Origin of the sequence: Streptomyces antnestii, assembly GCF_004005495.1 — a bacterium.
GTDB classification, from domain to species: domain Bacteria; phylum Actinomycetota; class Actinomycetes; order Streptomycetales; family Streptomycetaceae; genus Streptomyces; species Streptomyces antnestii.
The window spans coordinates 41510-60884 of the sequence record NZ_RZYA01000033.1 but is presented as its reverse complement, the minus strand read 5'-3'; the positions used below and the strand labels follow the sequence as shown (position 1 = coordinate 60884).

Annotated in this window: 15 protein-coding genes; 7 read left to right on the top strand and 8 right to left on the bottom strand. The window is 73.7% G+C overall.

What is annotated here, in order from left to right; all coding sequences use genetic code 11:
- Positions 1 to 51: 51 nt before the first annotated feature.
- Positions 52 to 1098, bottom strand: a complete 1047-nt coding sequence (locus tag EOT10_RS39325) for a hypothetical protein (RefSeq protein WP_189492694.1) — start codon at positions 1096 to 1098, stop codon at positions 52 to 54.
- A 271-nt stretch (positions 1099 to 1369) separates the two neighbouring features.
- On the opposite strand from EOT10_RS39325, the gene EOT10_RS39320 reads away from it, so the two are divergent.
- The 4 genes from EOT10_RS39320 to EOT10_RS39305 all read left to right on the top strand — a co-directional run bounded on the left by EOT10_RS39320 (position 1370) and on the right by EOT10_RS39305 (position 7928).
- Positions 1370 to 3211 (top strand): glycoside hydrolase family 15 protein, encoded by a 1842-nt coding sequence (locus EOT10_RS39320; RefSeq protein WP_127833180.1) that lies wholly within the window; start codon positions 1370 to 1372, stop codon positions 3209 to 3211.
- Positions 3212 to 3487: 276 nt separating this feature from the next.
- Complete coding sequence (locus EOT10_RS39315) at positions 3488 to 5017, top strand: FUSC family protein (RefSeq protein WP_127833179.1); 1530 nt, start codon at positions 3488 to 3490, stop codon at positions 5015 to 5017.
- Positions 5018 to 5699: 682 nt separating this feature from the next.
- Positions 5700 to 6815 (top strand): nitric oxide synthase oxygenase, encoded by a 1116-nt coding sequence (locus EOT10_RS39310; protein ID WP_223281482.1) that lies wholly within the window; start codon positions 5700 to 5702, stop codon positions 6813 to 6815.
- 72 nt (positions 6816 to 6887) lie between these two features.
- Complete coding sequence (locus EOT10_RS39305) at positions 6888 to 7928, top strand: lactonase family protein (RefSeq protein WP_431313370.1); 1041 nt, start codon at positions 6888 to 6890, stop codon at positions 7926 to 7928.
- Positions 7929 to 8277: 349 nt separating this feature from the next.
- On the opposite strand, the gene EOT10_RS39300 is transcribed toward EOT10_RS39305, so the two are convergent.
- The 4 genes from EOT10_RS39300 to EOT10_RS39285 all read right to left on the bottom strand — a co-directional run bounded on the left by EOT10_RS39300 (position 8278) and on the right by EOT10_RS39285 (position 12793).
- A complete protein-coding gene (locus EOT10_RS39300) occupies positions 8278 to 9228 on the bottom strand; it encodes a sirohydrochlorin chelatase (protein ID WP_127833176.1) in 951 nt (316 codons plus the stop codon).
- 131 nt (positions 9229 to 9359) lie between these two features.
- Entirely contained in the window at positions 9360 to 10310 is a 951-nt protein-coding gene (locus EOT10_RS39295; protein ID WP_223281481.1) for an N-acetylglucosamine kinase, read from the bottom strand.
- Positions 10311 to 10993: 683 nt separating this feature from the next.
- Entirely contained in the window at positions 10994 to 11671 is a 678-nt protein-coding gene (locus tag EOT10_RS39290) for a uracil-DNA glycosylase (RefSeq protein ID WP_127833175.1), read from the bottom strand.
- A 33-nt stretch (positions 11672 to 11704) separates the two neighbouring features.
- Positions 11705 to 12793 carry a WD40/YVTN/BNR-like repeat-containing protein gene (locus EOT10_RS39285; protein WP_127833174.1) on the bottom strand — a complete coding sequence of 363 codons (1089 nt, stop codon included), beginning with the start codon at positions 12791 to 12793 and terminating at the stop codon, positions 11705 to 11707.
- A 352-nt stretch (positions 12794 to 13145) separates the two neighbouring features.
- Here EOT10_RS39285 and EOT10_RS39280 point away from each other — a divergent pair, with 352 nt between their 5' ends.
- A complete protein-coding gene (locus tag EOT10_RS39280; protein ID WP_127833173.1) occupies positions 13146 to 14690 on the top strand; it encodes a M81 family metallopeptidase in 1545 nt (514 codons plus the stop codon).
- Between the two features lie 54 nt (positions 14691 to 14744).
- Here EOT10_RS39280 and EOT10_RS39275 read toward each other — a convergent pair whose 3' ends face one another.
- The gene (locus tag EOT10_RS39275; protein ID WP_127833172.1) at positions 14745 to 15599 is read right to left on the bottom strand and encodes an NmrA/HSCARG family protein; all 855 of its coding nucleotides are present in this window, start codon (positions 15597 to 15599) and stop codon (positions 14745 to 14747) included.
- Positions 15600 to 15782: 183 nt separating this feature from the next.
- Between EOT10_RS39275 and EOT10_RS39270 the strand changes: the two genes are divergently transcribed.
- A complete protein-coding gene (locus EOT10_RS39270; RefSeq protein WP_127833171.1) occupies positions 15783 to 16037 on the top strand; it encodes a type B 50S ribosomal protein L31 in 255 nt (84 codons plus the stop codon).
- A gap of 36 nt (positions 16038 to 16073) precedes the next feature.
- Here the strand turns inward: EOT10_RS39270 and EOT10_RS39265 are convergent, their stop codons facing one another.
- Complete coding sequence (locus EOT10_RS39265) at positions 16074 to 17153, bottom strand: NADH:flavin oxidoreductase/NADH oxidase (RefSeq protein WP_127833170.1); 1080 nt, start codon at positions 17151 to 17153, stop codon at positions 16074 to 16076.
- 163 nt (positions 17154 to 17316) lie between these two features.
- Here EOT10_RS39265 and EOT10_RS39260 point away from each other — a divergent pair, with 163 nt between their 5' ends.
- Positions 17317 to 17685 carry an ArsR/SmtB family transcription factor gene (locus EOT10_RS39260; protein ID WP_127833169.1) on the top strand — a complete coding sequence of 123 codons (369 nt, stop codon included), beginning with the start codon at positions 17317 to 17319 and terminating at the stop codon, positions 17683 to 17685.
- 335 nt (positions 17686 to 18020) lie between these two features.
- Here EOT10_RS39260 and EOT10_RS39255 read toward each other — a convergent pair whose 3' ends face one another.
- Positions 18021 to 19370 (bottom strand): FAD-dependent oxidoreductase, encoded by a 1350-nt coding sequence (locus EOT10_RS39255; protein WP_127833168.1) that lies wholly within the window; start codon positions 19368 to 19370, stop codon positions 18021 to 18023.
- Positions 19371 to 19375: the final 5 nt, after the last annotated feature.

Genomic DNA, 19375 nt, shown 5'->3' with positions numbered 1-19375 from the left:
CCCGGTCGGCACCTGCCGACCGGGGCGGTCCCGTGTCCGCGGTACGCGTCGTCATTTGCTTGCGGTGATCGGAGCCGTACGGGTTCCGGGTCCGTCGTGCGCGCCGGTCCGGCGGCCGCGCACCACGGCCGCCGCCCCCACCAGAAGCACGATCGCGCCCGCGCCGAGGACGATGTTGCCGGCCAGGGCCGTCGCGTACGCGACGCCCATGTCGCGCGCGTGCCCGAACCCCACCCACACGTAGGTCAGCAGCGCGCCACCGGCGAGGGCGAGGCGGTGCGACGCGCCCCAGCCCCGGCCGCGCGACCAGTACGCGCACAGGGCCACGACCGCCGCGACGAGGACGCACCACGCGACGGCCGTGCCCCAGGCGGGGACCCCGTCCGGCAGGAACTCGCGGCCCCAGTACAGACCGGACGCGGCGAACGCCACGGCGCCGACCGTCCACGGCCCCGGAGCGGTACGAGTCGGCGCCGCGGCCGGGCGGGGGCGGTACGCGAACGCCGCCACCACCAGTGCCCCGATGACGGCCGCCGCGCCGCCGAACCGGGCCGGGGACGCCATGAAGTGCTCGGACCCGGCCTGGGCGAGGGCCAGGAACAGCGACCCGGCGGCGAACACGACGCCGGTGACCCCGAGGCCGACCGGGCCGAGCCAGGGCCGCGTGCGGTCGCGGCCGAAGGTCTCGACGAGCGCGATCGGTACGCAGATGCTCCAGACCGTGTGCATCGACAGCACGTCCTGGACCATCTCCACGCTGACACCGAGCACCGGGACATGGGTTCCGGCGTACGCGAGCCCCATGTCGAAGCCGCCGTAGTGCGGATTCCAGAGCATCTGGTCGACCGGGCCCTCCTCGACCAGGGCGTAGGCCGCGCCGAGCAGGATCATCGTCGGCCAGCCGCGCCCCGCGCGCCGGGCCGTCTCGCGGATCAGCAGGGCTCCGCCGCCGTACATCGGGGCGAGGAGGAGAAGCGACGGCAGCGCGGTGACCGGCTGGTTGCCGAGGAGGAACTCGCCCACGAGCGGGGCGAGCAGGAACAGGGCGGCCGCCAGGAGGAGACAGTGGCCGTGGCGTGGGCCGTGAGCGTCCGACATGCCTCCGACGCTAGGGAGCCGGGGCGGGCGCGGACATCGGCCGAAGGGCGATACCGCGTGGCCATCTGGCTACAACTGGACCGGCCGGGAGCCTGCGCCGAGGCCACGGCGCCGAGATCGCCGTGGAGGTACGGCACGGTGAGCGGTCCTCCCCGGATTCCGGTGAACCTCGAAGTCCGCCGCGCCGGAATCCGGGGGCGATCTACCATGAAAAGCAAGGTCTTCTCGCGTCTCGCGCACCTGCCCCCAACGAAACGGTCGGGAGGGCGGCATGGAATTCGGGAACGGAGCCGGCCCGGCGGACGGCCTGTGGAACCCGCGCTATCTGCCGATCTCCGAGCACGGCCTGATCGGAGATCTGCGTACGGCTGCGCTCGTCGGCACCAACGGCACGATCGACTGGTACTGCTGCCCACGCTTCGACGCACCGAGTGTGTTCGCGTCGATCCTCGACGCCGACCGGGGCGGATCGTTCGAGCTGGCCGCCGACGTGCCCTCACGGAGGCGGCAGTTCTACCACCCCGACACCAACGTCCTGATCACGCGGTTCTACGCGGCCGACGGGGTGGCGGAGATCCAGGACTTCATGCCGGTCGTCGACGAGTCGCGCGAGGCGTCCCGGCACCGCCTGATCCGGCGGGTGATCTGCGTACGGGGAACCCTCCCGTTCCGGGCGCGGATAGCTCCGCGCTTCGGCTACGGGACCGAAACGCACACGGTGCGCCTGGAGGCCCACGAGGCCGTCTTCGAGGCCCCGTCGATGTCACTGGCGCTGACCTCCACCGCACCGCTGGAGACCGACGGCACGGACGTGTGGTCGCACTTCAAGATCCTCGAAGGCGAGTCAGTGGTCTTCGCCCTCGACCGCCTCACCGACGAGGTCCGCCCGCGGGCCTGTCCGCACGTCGAGGCGGAGGACCAGTTCGAGGCGACGGCGCGGTTCTGGCGCACCTGGCTGAGCCGCTCGCGCTACCGCGGCCGGTGGCGGGAGATGGTGCACCGTTCCGCGCTGCTGCTGAAGCTGCTCACCTACGTACCGACCGGTGCGATCGTGGCCGCGCCGACGACCAGCCTGCCCGAACTGATCGGCGGTGAGCGGAACTGGGACTACCGGTACGTGTGGATCCGCGACGCCGCCTTCTGCGTCTACGCCTTGCTCCGCCTGGGCTTCACCTCGGAGGCCGAGGCCTTCATGGGCTTCGTGTCCGAGCGGGGCATCATGCGCGGCACCGGCCCCACCGGACCGCTGCAGATCATGTACGGCATCGACGGGCGCAGCGACCTGCCCGAGTCCGAGCTGAGCCACCTCGAAGGGCACCTGGGATCCGCTCCGGTCCGCGTGGGAAACGCCGCCACCAAGCAGCTCCAGCTGGACATCTACGGCGCGCTGATCGACTCGATCTACCTGTACGACAAGTGGGGGCAGCCGATCAGCAGCGACCACTGGGACGAGGTCGGGGCCGTGGTGGACTGGCTCTGCGACCACTGGGACCAGCCCGACGAGGGCGTCTGGGAGACCCGGGGCGGCCGGCGGGACTTCGTCTACTCGCGGCTGATGTGCTGGGTGGCGATCGAACGGGGCATCCGGATGGCCCTCCGTCGCGGCCTGCCGGGCAACGTTCCCCGCTGGGGGCGGAGCCGGGACGAGATCTACCGGCAGATCATGCGAGAGGGCTGGTCGGCCGAGCGTGGCGCGTTCGTCCAGGGCCTCGGCAGCGACGTACTCGACGCTTCCGTGCTGATGATGCCGATGGCCAAGTTCGTCTCGCCCACCGACCCCAAGTGGCTCTCGACCCTGGACGCCCTCGGCACGGACCTGGTCTCCGACTCGCTGGTCTACCGCTACGACCCCGAGGCCAGCCCGGACGGCCTGCGCGGCTCCGAGGGCACGTTCTCGATCTGCTCCTTCTGGTACGTCGAGGCGCTCACCCGCGCCGGCCGCCTGGAAGAGGCCCGGCTCGCCTTCGAGAAGATGCTCACGTACGCCAACCACGTAGGCCTCTACGCCGAGGAGATCGGCCGCACCGGAGAGCAACTCGGCAATTTCCCCCAGGCGTTCACCCATCTCTCACTGATCAGCGCGGCCTTCAACCTCGACCGCGCGCTTGGCTGAGTCGCCCGGCCACGCGGAGGACCTGCGGTCGGTGGCGTGGATCGGTGCCTGCTGCCGTCGGTGCGTCGGCGGAGCGCGGGATGGTCCGTTGGTCCAGCCATGGCCGGACCGGATGAGGCCTTGTTGCGCCATTGGCCCAATAGTTTTCGCCGCTGTTGAACCGTCGGTCGGTCGGATGGTGAGATAGGTGTGTCGATGGCGCTGCGGATCCTGAGAGATCTCCGCGGCGCCTTTCTTATGTCGTGGCGCATCCAGGTGCGGAAGAGGCGGGACAACTTGCTGAAGAGGGCGTTCGTGGCACCGGATCCGGGGCGGATGCGGCTGCGGTTCGCGAGCCGGGCGGTGCTGGGCATCGGGCTCGCCGTCGCGCTGTGCGGTGCCGTCGGGCATTCGCTGGTGGCCGCCATCGCCGGTGGTCTGGCCGCGCTGCTCGCCCTGTTCACGGTGACCGATCCGACGGTGCGCGGGCAGGCCGTGACGACTGCGCTGCTGCCGGTCGTCGGGCTTCCGGTGCTCGCGCTCGCCGCGGCGTTGCACGAGGTGCCCGTCGCGCGCGACCTGGCGTTTCTCGCGGTCGTGGGGGCGGGGGTGTACGCGCGGCGCTGGGGGCCGCGGGGGCACTCGCTCGGCGTGTTCGCCTTCATGACCTTTTTCGCGGCCCAGTTCCTGCACGCCGTGCCCGGCCAGTTGCCCGAGCTCTACGCCGCCGTACTCCTGTCGCTCGCCGCGTCGTCCGTGGTGCGCTTCGGCGTGTGGTGCTACGAGCGTCGCCTGCCCGCGGCTCGGACGGTCGTGCCGCCCACCGGGGGGAGCGGCCTGGCCCGCATCACCACGAGGCAGGCCGTGCAGGCGACGGTGGGCGCGGGGTTCGCCCTCGCCGTCGGCCAGGTGTTGTCCGACCAGCGGTGGTACTGGGCTGTGGGCGCCACGTGGTGGGTGTTCGTGAACACCACGTCCCGCGGGGAGACGCTGGTGCGCGGGTTCCGCCGGTTCCTGGGCACCGTGCTCGGGATCGTGCTGGGCTTCGTCGTGGCCGTACCCCTGCACGACCAGCCGGTGGCGGCCGCCGTGGTCGTCGCGCTCAGCGTGTTCGGGATCTTCTACACCGCCGCCGTCTCGTACACCTGGATGATGCTCGCCGTCACGGTCATGGCGAGCATGCTCTACGGGCTGCTCGGCGTGCTCGACCCGGCCCTCCTCGCGCTGCGCGTGGGCGAGACCGCCGTCGGGGCGCTCGGCGCAGTGCTCGCGGTGCTCCTCGTCCTGCCGGTGACCACGCACGCCGTCACCGACGCGTGGGTCGGGCGGGCCCTGCGGTGCGTGCACGCGTGCACGGCAGAGGCCGCCGACCGGCTGGCCGGCTCCTCGACGGCCGACCCGGCAGGGCGCGTGGCCGAACTGGAGGCGATCCTCGGCCGGGTCCGGCTCTCGCTCGCGCCGCTGGTGCATCCGCTCAGCCCGATGCGGGCCCGCACGGGACGGGCCCGGCACGTGCTCGCGCTGCTTGACGACTGCGCGCGCGAGGTGCGGGGGCTCGCCTCCGTCGTCGCCGACCCGGAGGCGTCGCACGACGCCCGGCTCGCCGCCGCCTGCTGGCGCGTCGAGACCGCCGTCGAGGCGCTCACCGACTCGCCCGTCGACGGCCGGAGCCCCAGGGCCGAGGCGGCGACCGTGGAGCACGCCGCGGACGGCGAACCGGTCCTGGCCCATCTCCACGCCCTGGAGCAGGCCCTGCTCGAACTCGCGGTTCCCCTGCGCGGATCCAACCGGGTCCCGATCGGAGCCGTCGGAGCCATCGGAGCCTGAGCGCTCGGCGGGGTGCAGCTCGGCGGTGTGTAGCCCGGCGGGGTGTGTAGCCAGGCGGGCGGGATGCAGGGGGCGCACGCCGTTCAGCCCGCGCCCCCGCGCAGCTCTCCGCGCCCCTCTTGCGTCGGGGCCCGCCCGCAAGCGCGGTCGTGGTCCCGCGCTTCCCCTCCCACCTGCGGTGACGCAGGGGGAGGCCGTGAGGCCCGGCACCGGCATGGCGGATCTGCACGACGCGCAGCCCGTCACGTAAGCGACAGATCGGCCCCCGGACGGGTGACCCGGCGGCATCATGTGGACGCACGGGGTGCGCGGGCCGGCGGGAGGATCCGTGCGGCCGGGGACCGCCTGGGAGCGCGCCATGCCCGAAACACCGCAGAGAACCGACGGCCCCGCCGGCTGGCTGGACCGAGCCGACGCGCGGGACGCAGCCGCGGGGCGGGAGGGGGCCGCCAGCGGGCGGTGTGACGGGGCGGAGGGAGATGGGCCGCACCGCGCTGGCGGAGAAGGTGGCGGGCCGCACGGCGCCGGCGGAGATGGTGGTGGCCCGCACCGGGCCGACGGAGATGGTGGTCGCCCGCATCGCGCCGCCCGCGTAGAAGGTGGGGGCCTGTACCGCGCCGCCGGCGTAGAAAGTGGTGGCCCGTACCGCGCCGCCGTTGCCGCCCGAGTCGTACGCCCGCGGATCCCCCTGTCGGCCGGGCCGTGGCACGCCGCCTCCGACTTCATCCGCGCCCACCACGCCGAGGAGCGGCTCGGCGACCCGGCCCGCCGTCTCGCGGAGGTGTACGACGAGATCGCCGGCACCGGGACGTACCGCCACACCGCGCGCGAGCTCACCTTCGGCGCCCGCGTCGCCTGGCGGAACGCCAACCGCTGCATCGGCCGCCTCTACTGGAACTCCCTGCACGTCCGTGACCGCCGGCACCTCACCGCCGCCGAGGACATCGCCGCCGCCTGCGCCGACCACCTGCGCGAGGCGTCCCGCGACGGCCGCATCCGCCCCCTGATCACCGTGTTCGCACCCGACGCACCGGGCCGCCCCGGACCGCGCATCTGGAACGAACAGCTCATCCGGTACGCGGGTTACGCACAGCGCGACGGCCGCGTCGTCGGCGACCCGCGCAACGAGGGCATCACCGCGCTCGCCCGGCGTCTCGGCTGGCGCGGCGGCGACGGCACCCCCTTCGACGTACTGCCCCTGATCGTCGAGGGCACCGACGACAAGCCGCGCTGTTTCGACCTGCCGCCCGACGCGGTCCTCGAAGTCCCCATCGAGCACGAGGAGCACGACTGGTGGGCCGGGTTGCGGCTGCGCTGGCACGCCGTGCCCGCGATGGCAACGATGTGCCTGGAGATAGGCGGGATCTGCTACCCCGCGGCGCCCTTCAACGGCTGGTACATGGGCACCGAGATAGGCGCCCGCAACCTCGCCGACACGGACCGCTACGACCTCCTGCCCCGCATCGCGCGACGCCTCGGCCTCGACACCACCGACGACCGTTCCCTGTGGAAGGACCGCGCCCTCGTCGAGCTGAACCGCGCCGTCCTGTACTCCTTCGACCGCGCAGGTGTCACCGTCACGGACCACCACACCGAGTCCCGGCGCTTCCTCACCCACCTGGCTCGCGAGGAACGCAAGGGCCGCACCGTGAGCGCCGACTGGTCCTGGATCGTGCCTCCGATCTCCGGCTCGGCGACACCCGTGTTCCACCGCACCTACGACACCACGGAGCGCACGCCGGCGTACGTCCAGCATCCCGAGGGCGCCGCCAGGGCGTCCGGACGCCTTCTGGTCTAGACCCGCTGCTACCGTCGGCCGCACGAACGGCGAGCACCCGGCTTCGCCGTACTCCGGCGCAAGGGGATTCGCGTGGGCGACACGAAGAACGGACGGGCGTACATCGGATCCTTCACCGCCGCGGGCGGCTCCGGGATCGTGGCGGCGTCCGTCGACGCGGAGAGCGGCGCGCTGACCGTGCTCAGTGCCGTCGACACGCTGCCGGACCCCTCGTACCTCGCGCTCTCACCCACGCGCGACATGCTCTACGCGGTGAGCGAGACCTCCGAGGGGGCCGTCGCCGCGTTCCGCACGGGGGACGGCAAGCCGGAACTCGCGGGGCGCGGGGTGCTCGTCCACGGCTCGGGCCCCACCCATCTCGCCCTGTACGACGGTCACGTCCTCACCGCCAACTACGGCTCGGGCAGCGTCAGTTCGGTACGGCTGCGCCCGGACGGCACGCTCGACGGGGACCGTGTCGAGGTGCTGCGCCACGAGGGTTCGGGCCCGCACCCCAAGCGTCAGCAGGCCCCGCACGCCCACCAGGTCCTGCCCGACACCACCGGCCGCTGGGCCGTCAGCGTGGACCTCGGCACCGACTCCGTACGGGTGTTCTCGCTGGCGGACGGGCGCCCGGACGTGCACAGGGAGGTCGCGCTGCGGCCCGGCTCCGGCCCCCGGCATCTCGCCTTCCACCCGCGCGGCGACCGCGCGTACATCGTGAACGAGCTCACGCCGACCGTCACCGTCTGCCGCTGGGACGCCGCCGACGGGGGCCTGCAGCCGATCGGCGAGATCGCCGTGCTGCCGGACGCCCCGCACGGCGACGCGTTCCCGTCGGAGGTGGTCGTCGCGCCCGACGGACGCTTTCTGTGGACGGCCACACGCGGGGAGAACGTCATCTCCGTCCTCGCCCTCGACGCCGCGGGCGACCGGCCGACGCTGCGGGCCACCGTGTCCTGCGGGGGCGACTGGCCGCGCGACCTCGCCCTGCACCCCTCGGGCCGCTTCCTGTACGCGGCGAACGAGCGGTCCGGCGACGTGACCTGGTTCTCCGTGGACCGCGACACGGGCCTCCCACGCCGCGCCGGCTCCCTCCCGACACCGGCCGCGTCGTGCGTGGTCTTCGGGTGAGCCCGGCTGGTGCGGCGCCTGCGTCTGCGGCTGCCGCCGTTTTCGGGTGAGCCCGGGGCCGGTGCGGCGACGGGGCATTGACTGTGTGGCCGGCCGTGTCGGTTCCCTCGCGAGGCAGGCCGCGTCCTGTGTGTGCTCCTCGGCTGAGCCCGGCCGGTGCGGCGACGGGCCACTGACTGTGAGGCCGGCCTCGCGCGGCGTGCCGGCTCCCTTGCGCACGCCGGCCGCGTCGTGTGTGGTCTTCGGGTGAGCCCGGACGGTGTGGCGCCTGCCGACTTCTGCGTGACGGTACGCCGACGGGTCCGACCCCGCTGGGGCCGGACCCGTCATCGGTGCGTGCGCAGGGGCGTCAGCGGACCGGCGCGCCCTGGTTCTGCTGCGGCGCGATGCCGAGCGCCGTCGCGTACTTCGACAGGGCCAGCTTGCCGATCGCCGGGTACGCGCCCAGCGACTCGGCGGAGGCGCAGCCGGCCTCGTTCGCCGCCGCATCGAGGAGACCGGCATCTATCTCCGGACCGATCAGGTACGGGGCGAGCGCCAGCTGCTGCGAGCCCGAGCCGCGCAGCTGCTCGGCGGTCGCCGCGATGGCGCCCTCCTCGTCGAGCGCGGCGGCCATGACCGGCACCGCGAGGCGCGCGGCCAGGAGCATGCCGGTGATCCCCGCCGCCTGGACGGCCTCGTCGCCACCGACCGAGGCGAGGATGATGCCGTCCGCGGCGGTCGCCACGGTGAACAGACGGGCGCGGTCGGCACGGGCCAGGCCCGCCTCCGACAGGCGCACGTGCAGGCCCTCCGCGAGCAGCGGGTGCGGGCCGAGGACGTCCGTCAGCTCGGCGGCCGTCCGGCTGTCGATCACGGCCTGCCGGATGCGGCGCGTGAGCGCGCTGTCCGGGCCCGCGAGCAGGGGCACGACCACGGCGACCGGTCCGTCGGGCTCCGCGACGTCGGCACCCGCGGCACGGGCCTGCTCGAAACGGGCGGTGCGCTCCTTCGCGGCGCGCGCGAGCACGGCCCGGAGGGACGGGAACTCGGCGAACGCCGAGGCCTCGGCGGCTGCCGAGTCGTCACCGTCGAGGTATCCGATGCGGGCGTCGAGGCCCGGCAGCTCGGAGCGGGCGATGCTCACGACCTCTTCGGCGAGGCTGCGCGAGGCGGTGCTGGGCGTGCCGGGCACCGCGAGGACGAGTGCGGGTGCGCCCTCGGGTGCGGCCACAGGTTCCGGACGGCGGTGCCGACCGGGCTGACGGGGTCGCGGCATTCGTACAGGCAGGCCGGATGCGGGCCCAGTGGGGGAGCTCATGCCGCCGCATGCTACTGGCTCGCCGGTCTCCGCTGCTCGGGGAGGGGGTAGCTGAGCGGTATCCGTCCGGATTTATCCGTTCAGTGACGAATGGCTCAACTGTCCAGGTGGGAAGGGGCGCGAAGGCCCCCTCAGGACGCGTCCGCCTCCCCCGGGACGTGGAGGAGCCGGTCGTCCCGCGGCAGGCGCAGGCGGTCCTGTGCGAGGGCGGCGGCGATCACCAGCGCACCGTGCAGGGGGTCGCCGGTCGCCGACACCACGGTGGCGTACGGGAGTTGCTCCGCGAGCTCGGCCCGGAGCGGGGCGAGCAGCGGCTCGCCCATCTTGAACAGACCGCCGGTGAGCGCCACTTCACTGCCGGTCCCCGGCGGGCACACCGCGGCGGCCGCCTCGGCGATGTGCCGGGCCGCCTCGCGCAGGACGCCCGCGGCGACCGGATCGTCGAGCGCGGCGCGGGCCACGTCCGGCGCGAAGGAGGCGAGGACGGCGGGACGGTCGGTGCGCGGATAGATCCGGGCGGGCAGTCCGGCCGCGGGACCGAACCGTTCCTCGGCGAGGGCGAGGAGCGCGGCCGAGCCCCCGCGCCGCCCGTCGTACGCCCGCATCGCCGCGTCGAGCCCCGCGCGGCCGATCCAGGCGCCGCCACCGCTGTCGCCGAGGAGATGGCCCCAGCCGTCGGCCCTGCGCCAGGTGTCGAGGGCCGTGCCGAGCGCGATCATGCCGGTGCCCGCGGCGACGACCGCGCCGGGCCGCTGGCCGAGCGCGCCCGCGTAGGCGGTCACCCCGTCCGCGGCCAACGCGAGCCGCCGTACGCCCAGTTCGGCTACGAGCGCGTCCGGGAGGGCGGCCCGCAGTCCGTCGCCGAGCGTGGCCATGCCGGCCGCTCCGACGACGACCGCGTGCAGCGCGGGGACGCCGGTCGGGCCGCCGACTACGCGGCCGAGCAGTTCGCGGGCCATCGGCAGCAGCTGCTGGAGCAGATGGTCCGCGTCGATACCCGAGGCGCCCGTCCGCACCGGCTCGCGTGACACGGTCGCCTCGGGCCGCGCGAGATCCCCGCCCCTGGCGAGCGCGACCCGCAGCCCGGAACCCCCGGAGTCGACCCCGAGAACCCAGACGGGCTCTCCCGGCTCATCAGACCCTCCAAGCTCCGAGGCGGCGGGCTCCCTGGCCGCCCGAGCCGCCGAGACGGTAGGCCTGCCGGGCTCACCGGACGCCCGGGCCGCCGAGACGGTCGGCCCCCCAGGCTCACTGGACGCGCCAGGCCCCGTGGCGGCGCGCTCACCCAGCCTGTCGGACACCCCGGCGCCCGAGACGACCGGCCCACCGGGCTCGGCCGGCGCCCTCGGCCCGGGCCCCGGCCCCGGCACGACCGGCTCACCCAGCCCGCCGGACACCCCACCAGGCTCAGCCGATGCCCTCGGTCCCGGCCCCGGCACGACCGGCCCGCCCAGCCCGTCGGACACTCCGGCCCCCGAGGCGACCGGCCCACCAGGCTCGGCCGACGCCCTCGGTCCCGGCCCCGGCACGACCGGCCCGCCCAGCCCGTCGGACACTCCGGCCCCCGAGGCGACCGGCCCACCAGGCTCGGCCGACGCCCTCGGTCCCGGCCCCGACGCGACCGGCCCGCCCAGCCCGTCGGACACTCCGGCCCCCGAGACGACCGGCCCACCGGGCTCGGCCGGCGCCCTAGGCCCGGGCCCCGGCACGACCGGCCCGCCCAGCTCGTCAGACCCCCCACGCCCCGGCTCGCCCGACTCCCGGGTCACGGGAGGCGCCAGTCCACCGGCTGCGCTCCCTGCCGCGTCAGCAGTTCGTTGGCGCGGCTGAACGGGCGCGAGCCGAAGAAGCCCCGGTCCGCCGACATGGGGGAGGGGTGCGCCGACTCCACCGACGGAAGGTCGCCGAGGAGCGGACGCAGATTGCGGGCGTCGCGGCCCCACAGGACGGAGACCAGCGGACGCCCGCGCGCGGCCAGCGCCTTGATCGCCTGCTCGGTGACCTCCTCCCAGCCCTTGCCGCGATGCGCGGCGGGGCGGCGCGGGGCGGTGGTCAGCGCCCTGTTCAGGAGGAGCACGCCCTGCCGCGTCCACGGCGTCAGGTCACCGTTCGACGGCTGGGGCAGGCCCAGGTCGGTGTTCAGCTCGCGGTAGATGTTGATGAGGCTGCCCGGCAGCGGCCGCACCTCGGGCGCGACCGAGAACGAGAGCCCGACGGCGTGTCCCGGTGTCGGGTAGGGATCCTGGCCGACGATCAGGACCCGCACCTCGTCGAACGGCTGCTGGAACGCGCGCAGCACGTTCGCCCCCGCCGGGAGATAGGTGCGTCCCGCGGCGATCTCCGCGCGCAGGAACTCGCCCATCGCGGTGATCTGTCCCGCGACGGGCTCGAGGGCCTTCGCCCAGCCGGCTTCGACGATTTCGTGCAAGGGTCGTGGTGCCACGGCGTCACCCTACTGCCGTAACCGGCGGGCCGATCAACCGACCACGGCGGCGCGGACGCACAGCACGTCCGGCAGATGTGAGGCCAACTGCCGCCAGCTGTCCCCTTCGTCGTCCGACGCGTACAACTCGCCGTTGCGATTGCCGAAGTACACGCCCGCCGGGTCGGCGTCGTCCGCGCACATCGCGTCGCGCAGGACCGTCCCGTAGTGATCGCCCTCGGGAAGCCCCGCCGTCAGCGGCTCCCACGTGGCGCCCGCGTCCGTCGTGCGGAAGACGCGGCAGCGCCGGTCGGCGGGCACCCGGTCCGCGTCCGCGTTGATCGGGAAGACGTACGCCGTGTCCCCGCGGTGCGGATGCGCGACCGCGGCGAAGCCGAACGTGGAGGGGAGACCCGCCCCGATGTCGGTCCACCGGGACCCGCCGTCGTCGCTGCGGTACACCCCCCAGTGGTTCTGGAGGTACAGCCGGTCCGGGTCGGCCGCGTCCCGCGCGACCTTGTGAACGCACTGGCCGAACTCGGGGTTCGGGTCGGGAAGGAAGACGGCCGAGACGCCGGAGTTGGACGGATCCCAGCTCTGTCCGCCGTCCCGCGAGCGGAACACCCCGGCCGTGGACACCGCGACCGTCAGCGCGCCCGGGTCGCGCGGATCGGTGAGCACGGTGTGCAGACCCTCCCCGCCACCGCCCGGCACCCACTGCGACCTGGTCGGATGCTCCCACAGGGGACGCACGAGCTCGAAGGTCTCGCCCCGGTCCTGCGAGCGGTACAGCGCCGCGGGCTCCGTGCCCGCGTACACCACGTCGGGCTCGGCGGCGGCCGGATGCAGCTGCCACACGCGCTCCAGGGAGGCCCCGGTGTCCTTGGGGAACTTGACGGCGGGCCGCGCGGGCTCCGTCCACGTGCGGCCCAGGTCGTCGGAGTGGAAGACGGACGGGCCGAAGTGGGAGCTGTCGCCGCCGGCCAGCAGCCGTGGGACGGCGCCCCGCGTGTCGATCGCCACCGAGTACACGGCCTGCGCGTTGAAGTACGGCCCGTCGTCGAACTCCCATGGGCCGCGGCCCCGCCTGCGGCCGATGAAAAGCCCCTTGCGCGTGCCTACCGTCAGCAGCACTTCCGTCATGCCGGACACCTCCGAGGACGTCGTTGTCTCAGGTACGGGCCAGTCTGCACCCGACCACTGACAGTCACCCCCGGAGACGGCGTCGTCGCAGGTCACACCGGCTTGGCGGCCACCTCCCGAAGCCATGCCGAACGTCTCGCCCCTCCGGAGGGTCAGCGCCCCCGGCCACCGCGCTGACCGTGCTCCGGCCGCGCGAGAACGGCCCGCCCTCGAGCGGGAACTCCTTGACCAGACCGGCGAGTTCGGTCAGGTCTAGAGTTCAACTGCAGCTGGTCTCCTCGGCGGCCGCCACCTCTTGACCGCACCCGCCCCCAAGGAAACCCCAGGCACCCCAGGAAGAGAGCGCCTCAGCATGATCAGCACGGCCCCCGCACGCCGCCTGCGCATCGGCATCGGCGGCATCGGCATCGAGTCCTCCACGTTCTGCCCGCACCGCAGCACCACGGACGACTTCCGGCAGACCCGCGGCCAGGAACTCCTCGACCGCTACACCTGGACCCGGCCCGACTCCGACCTCGCCGCGCTGGTCGAGTGGGTACCGCTGCTGCACGCCACCTCACTCCCCGGCGGCCCCGTCGAGGCCGAGTCGTATCTGACCCTCAAGGACGAACTCGTCACCCGCATACGCGAGTCGGGCCCCCTCGACGGCATGGTCTACGACATCCACGGCGCGATGAGCGTCGTCGGCCTCACCGACGCCGAGGGCGACCTGACGGACGCGGTCCGTGCCGCGCTCGACTCGTACGGCACCCGCCCCCTGCTGTCCGCCGCCATGGACCTGCACGGCAACGTCTCGCGCCGCTTCGCCGAGCCCTGCGACCTGCTCACCGCCCACCGGCTCGCCCCGCACGAGGACGCCTGGGACACCCGCGAGCGCGCCGCCCGCAACCTCGTCCGCTGCCTGCGCACCGGCACGCGTCCGCACCGCGCCTGGATCCAGGTCCCCGTCCTGCTGCCCGGCGAGAAGACCAGCACACGCCTCGAACCCGCCAAGTCCCTCTACGCGTCGCTCGCCGACATCGAGAAGAAGGACGGCATCCTCGACGCCGCGATGTGGGTCGGCTACGCCTGGGCCGACGAACCGCGCTGCAAGGCCGCCATCGTCATCACCGGCGACGACCCCCGACTCGCCGCCGCCGAGGCCGAGAAACTCGCCCGCCGCTACTGGGACGCCCGCCGGGACTTCGTCTTCGCCGGCCCGACCGGCAGCGCCGAGGAGTGCATCGAGAAGGCCGTCGCCTCCGACCAGCGCCCCTTCCTCATCAGTGACTCCGGGGACAACCCGACCGCGGGCGGCGCGGGCGACCTCGCGTACATGCTCGGCAAGCTCCTGGAGAACGACGCGATCCGCACGGGCGAGGTCACGGCCGTGCACCCCGGCATCACCGACCCGGTCGCCGTCGCCCGCTGCTTCGAGGCCGGGGTCGGCGCCGAGGTCACCCTCGATGTCGGCGGCAAGGTCGACGCGAACCACGGCGGACCCTACGAACTCACCGCCACCGTCACGGCGTTGCAGCGCGCCACCGAGCGGAAGGACCGGGCCGAGGGCGGCGCCTACGACCGCGGTGTCGACATGGCGGCCGTGCGTGCCGGCGGCCTCACCGTCGTCCTCGTGGAGCGCCGCAAGCCGTTCCACACGCTCGCCGACTTCATGGGCCCGGCCGAGGGCGGCCTCGGCGTCGACCCGCGCACGTACGACCTGGTCGTCGTGAAGATCGGCTACCTGGAGCCCGAACTCCACGACATGGCCGCCGACTGGCTGCTCGCCCTCACCCCGGGCGGAGTCGACCAGGACCTCCTGCGCCTGGGCCACCACCGGGTCGAGCGTCCGCTGTACCCGTTCGACGACGCCTACGAGGACGGGCCGGGCCCCGACCTCACCGCCACGCTCCTTTAGGACCGGGACCGCTCACGTAGAACCGCTCACGTAGAACCGTTCACGTGGAACCGCTCACGGCCGCGGCCCGGGCCAGTGCTGGGCCGCGGCCCACTCCTCGAACGAAGTCCACGCGATCTGCGGGAACTCGGCCCGCAGCGCGGGCAGATCGACCTGGTAGCCGGTCTCGGCGAGGAACGTGTACATCGCGCCCATGTCGGCGCCGGCCGCCCGCACCTCCTCCAGGGGGATCTGCCGGTAGGTGAGGGACCGGCCCGCACTGCGGCCGATCGCGGCGGCCATCTGCACCGGCGTCGGATCGTCGCCCGCGACCTCGATCCGGCGCCCGGTGAAGCGCTCCCGGTCCGCGATCACGGCCGCCACCACGAGGCCCAGGTCCCGGCGTGACACCTGCTGAAGAGGCATGTCCGGCGGCAGCGGCATCGCGAACACCCCGGCCGCGATCTCGTCGCGCTCCCCGAAGACGTTGTCGTAGAAATAGCTCGGCGCCACCACGGTCGCGGGAACGCCGGAGTCGGCGAGGATCCGCTCCGCGCGCGCCTTGGTCTCGAAGTGCGGGATGCCGGTGTGCCGGTCCGCGCTCGCCACGGACGCGAACACCAGATGCGGCAGATCCGTGCGCCGGGCCGCCTCCACGATGGCCAGCCCCTGCGCGTCCTCCGCGTCCAGGCCCGCCTCGAACGGCGTGGTCACGGCGAACGCGGCCGACGCACCGCGGAACGCGTCGGCCAGCGAGTCCGCGTCCGCCAGGTCCCCGCGTACGACGTCGACGCCCTGGCCCGCCAGAACCCGGGCCCGCGCCTCGCCGGGGTCGCGCGCCACGGCCCGCACGTCGTACCCGGACTCGAGCAGCGCGGTGACCACCGCGCCGCCCTGCCCGCCGGTGGCGCCCAGCACCGTGACCGTCATGGAGTCCTCCCGCCAGTGTCGGCTCCGACCATACTTGCCGCTCGGCCCCCGCACCCCGGGAACGGAGTCGCGGAGCGGCCGCTTCCGGGTGAGGCTTGAAAGGCCCGTACGGCGATCCGTACCGCGATTCGTACTGGCGTACCGGCGTATCGGCCACGCTACTCACGCACTCATGGAGACACGATGCAGAAGGACAAGCAGCCCTCCTACGGCCCGGTGGTGTTCCGCGACAAGTCGGCGGGCTACGCCTTCCTCACCCGCTCCACCGCGGTCAGCGACGAGACGATCCAGTGGGACGACGGCGAGACCTACCCCGTCGTCGACGTGGAGATCTCCTCGGAGTCCCACCCGTTCTTCACCGGCAAGGCGCGGGTGGTCGACTCCGAGGGACAGGTCGCCAAGTTCGAGAAGCGGTACGGCGAGCAGGACAAGGGCTGACTGCCCGACCGTCGTACCGCCGCCCGTGAGCGGCGCTCAGACCGAGCGCTGGTACTGGTTCGGCACGTGCACGTCCCCGCCGAGTTCGCGGGCCGCCGTGCGCGCCCACGACGGGCTGCGCAGCAGTTCGCGGCCGAGCAGGACGGCGTCGGCCTCGCCGTTGGCGAGGATCTTCTCGGCCTGCTCCACGTCGGTGATGAGGCCGACGGCGGCCACCGGCAGCTCCGTCTCGGCCTTGACCCGCGCGGCGAAGGGGACCTGGTAGCCGGGGCCGACGGGGATGCGGACGCCGGCCGCGTTGCCGCCGGTCGAGACGTCGAGCAGGTCGACGCCGTGCTCCTTGAGGAGCGTGGCCAGGCGCACGGTTTCCTCGGGCGTCCAGCCGTTCTCCGGCAGCCAGTCGGTGGCGGAGACGCGGAAGAACAGCGGCTTGTCGTCCGGCCACACCGCGCGCACGGCGTCGACGACCTCGAGGGCGAAGCGCACGCGGTTGTCGAAGGAGCCGCCGTACTCGTCGTCACGGACGTTGGAGTGCGGCGAGAGGAACTGGCCGATCAGGTAGCCGTGCGCGCCGTGGATCTCGGCGACCTCGAAGCCCGCGTCGAGCGCGCGGCGGGCCGCGTCGGCGAACTGGCCGACGATCTCGCGGATCTGCTCCACGGAGAGTTCGGCGGGCACGGGGTGCTTGTCGTCGAAGGCGAGCGGGCTCGGCGCGACGGCGTCCCAGCCGTGCCCCTCGGGCCCGACGGGCGCGCCGCCCACCCAGGGCCGCTCGGTGGATGCCTTGCGGCCCGCGTGTCCGAGCTGGATCCCGGGGACGGTGCCGTGCTCCTTGAGGAACGCGGTGATCCGGCGGAACGCCTCGACCTGCGTGTCGTTCCAGATCCCGAGGTCGTACGGGCTGATGCGGCCCTCGGGGCTGACGGCGGTGGCCTCGACGATGACGAGGCCCGTGCCGCCGGTGGCGCGGGCGCCGTAGTGCGCGAAGTGCCAGTCGTTCGGGGCGCCGGTGTCGGGGCCCTCGGGCGCGGCGCTGTACTGGCACATCGGCGGCATCCAGACCCGGTTCGGGATGGTCAGGGACCGCAGGGTGTAGGGCTCGAACAACGCGCTCACGGCAGACTCCAATACGTTCACGACGGGCGTGGCGGGCCCTCGTACGATAGGCATCGTAGTACGGCACCTGTCAAACTACGAAGGGTCTCGTACAATGGTGCGTGACGTAGCCGCGTCCGCCGTACCCGCGTCCGCACACCGGGCCGAACGAAGTGGAGTCACCGTGACGACCGCCGCAGCGAGCAGCAGGGCGCTTGCTCACCCCGAGCGTGACGAGATCCGCCTGGAGTCGGTGCTGCACGCGCTCGCCGACCCGATGCGGCTGCGCGTGGTGCGGGAGCTCGCGGCCGAGGAGGACATCGAGCTGTCCTGCTCGTACTTCGTCCTCCCCGTCACGAAGTCCACCACCACGCACCACTTCCGCGTCCTGCGGGAGAGCGGTGTGATCCGGCAGATCTACCGCGGCACCGCCAAGATGAGCGTGCTGCGCCGCGCCGACCTGGACGCGCTCTTCCCCGGACTGCTCGACAGCGTCCTCGCGGCGGCCGCCCGGCAGGAGGGCCGGCTCGGCGACGACGGTCTCGGAGGCTGAACTCTCCTCATCAGGAGGGTGGTTGAAGGGCGGGGGCGCCACCGAGGATCGTCGAGAAGCCGACCGCGGATCGTCGAGAAGCCGACCGCGGATCGTGGAGAGCCGACCGCGGATCGTGGAGAGCCGACCGCGGATCGTGGAGAGCCGACCGCGGATCGTGGAGAAGCCGACCGCGGATCGTGGAGAAGCCGACCGTGGATCGTGGCGAAGCCGTCCGCGCGCAAGCCGACCCCGCGCATGCCGTCCGCCGGTGAGCGGGGCGGGACGGGAGGAGGTCACGGTCGAAGCGCTGCGCCCCGGGCGAGAAGAGCGGCAGGATCATCCGGGCGGCAGTGCTACGGCGTCCCGTCGCGCGCCGCCGCCAGCAGGCCGGCCCAGTCCGGGATCTTCACCGGTCCGCGCCCCAGGGAGCGGCCGAGAGCGGCCTCCGCGCGCTCGATCGCGAGCCACCCGGGCCACTCGACCGCCGCCGCGCCCGCCGCCCGCAGCCCGGGAAGCGCGTCATCGGGAACGTCCCTGGCGGCCAGCGCGGGGGCGTCGTCGAGCAGCGACTGGGCGGTCTCCTTGGCGCAGGGGCGGTTGGTGCCGATCACCCCGGACGGCCCGCGCTTGATCCAGCCCGCGACGTACTCGCCGGGCGAGGCCTCGCCGGCCCGCAGGATCCGGCCCGCGCGGTGCGGCACCGTCCCGGTGGGCGCGTCGAACGGCAGCCCCTCCAGGGGTACTCCGCGGTAGCCGACCGAGCGCAGGACGAGCTGCGCGTCGATGTCCTCGTAGCGGCCGGTGCCGGTCACCCCGCCCGCGCCGTCCGGCGAGGTGCGCTCGAACCGCACCCCCGACACCCGGCCCGTCGGCCCCTCCGCAAGCGCCACGGGACGCAGGAAGAACCGCAGGTGGATACGGCGGGGCAGGCCCGGCGACGGCTGCGCGGCCCAGGTGCGCAGCACCTCGACGTTCCGCCGGTTCGCCGCCGGGAGCGCCGACGGGTCGAGGTAGGCGGGATCCAGCGCCAGCTCGTCCTGGTCCACGATCACTTCGACCCCCGCGAGCGCGCCGAGCTCCCGCAGTTCCTTGGTCGTGAACCGGGCCTGCGAGGGGCCGCGGCGCCCCACCATGTACACGTCCCGCACCCGGCTGTCGGCCAGCGCGCCGAGCGCTCCCTGCGGCATGTCCGTGGGCGCGAGCTCGGCCGCGCCACGGGCCAGGATCCGGGTCACGTCCACCGCGACGTTCCCCACGCCGATGACGACGGCCGAGTCCACGCCCTGGACGAACGCCTCCGCCACCGCGTCCGGGTGCGCGCTGTACCAGGACACGAAGTCGGTCGCCGACCAGCTGCCCGGCAGGTTCTCGCCGGGTACGCCCAGATGGCGGTCGGTGGCGGCGCCCACGCAGTACACGACCGCGTGGTACAGCTCCAGGAGCCGGCCGGGCGGCAGCCCTGTCCCCACCTCGACCCCGCCCACGAAACGCACCCGCTCGTGCTCCAGGACCGCGCGCAGATTGTTCTGCAGCGACTTGATCTTCTCGTGGTCCGGTGCCACGCCGTAGCGCACCAGGCCGTACGGGCAGGGGAGCCGGTCGAGGACGTCCACGTGGACGTCCGGCACCCGCTCCTGCTGGACCAGGCTCTGCGCGGTGTACACCCCGCTCGGCCCCGACCCCACGACGGCGACGCGCAGCACGGCGG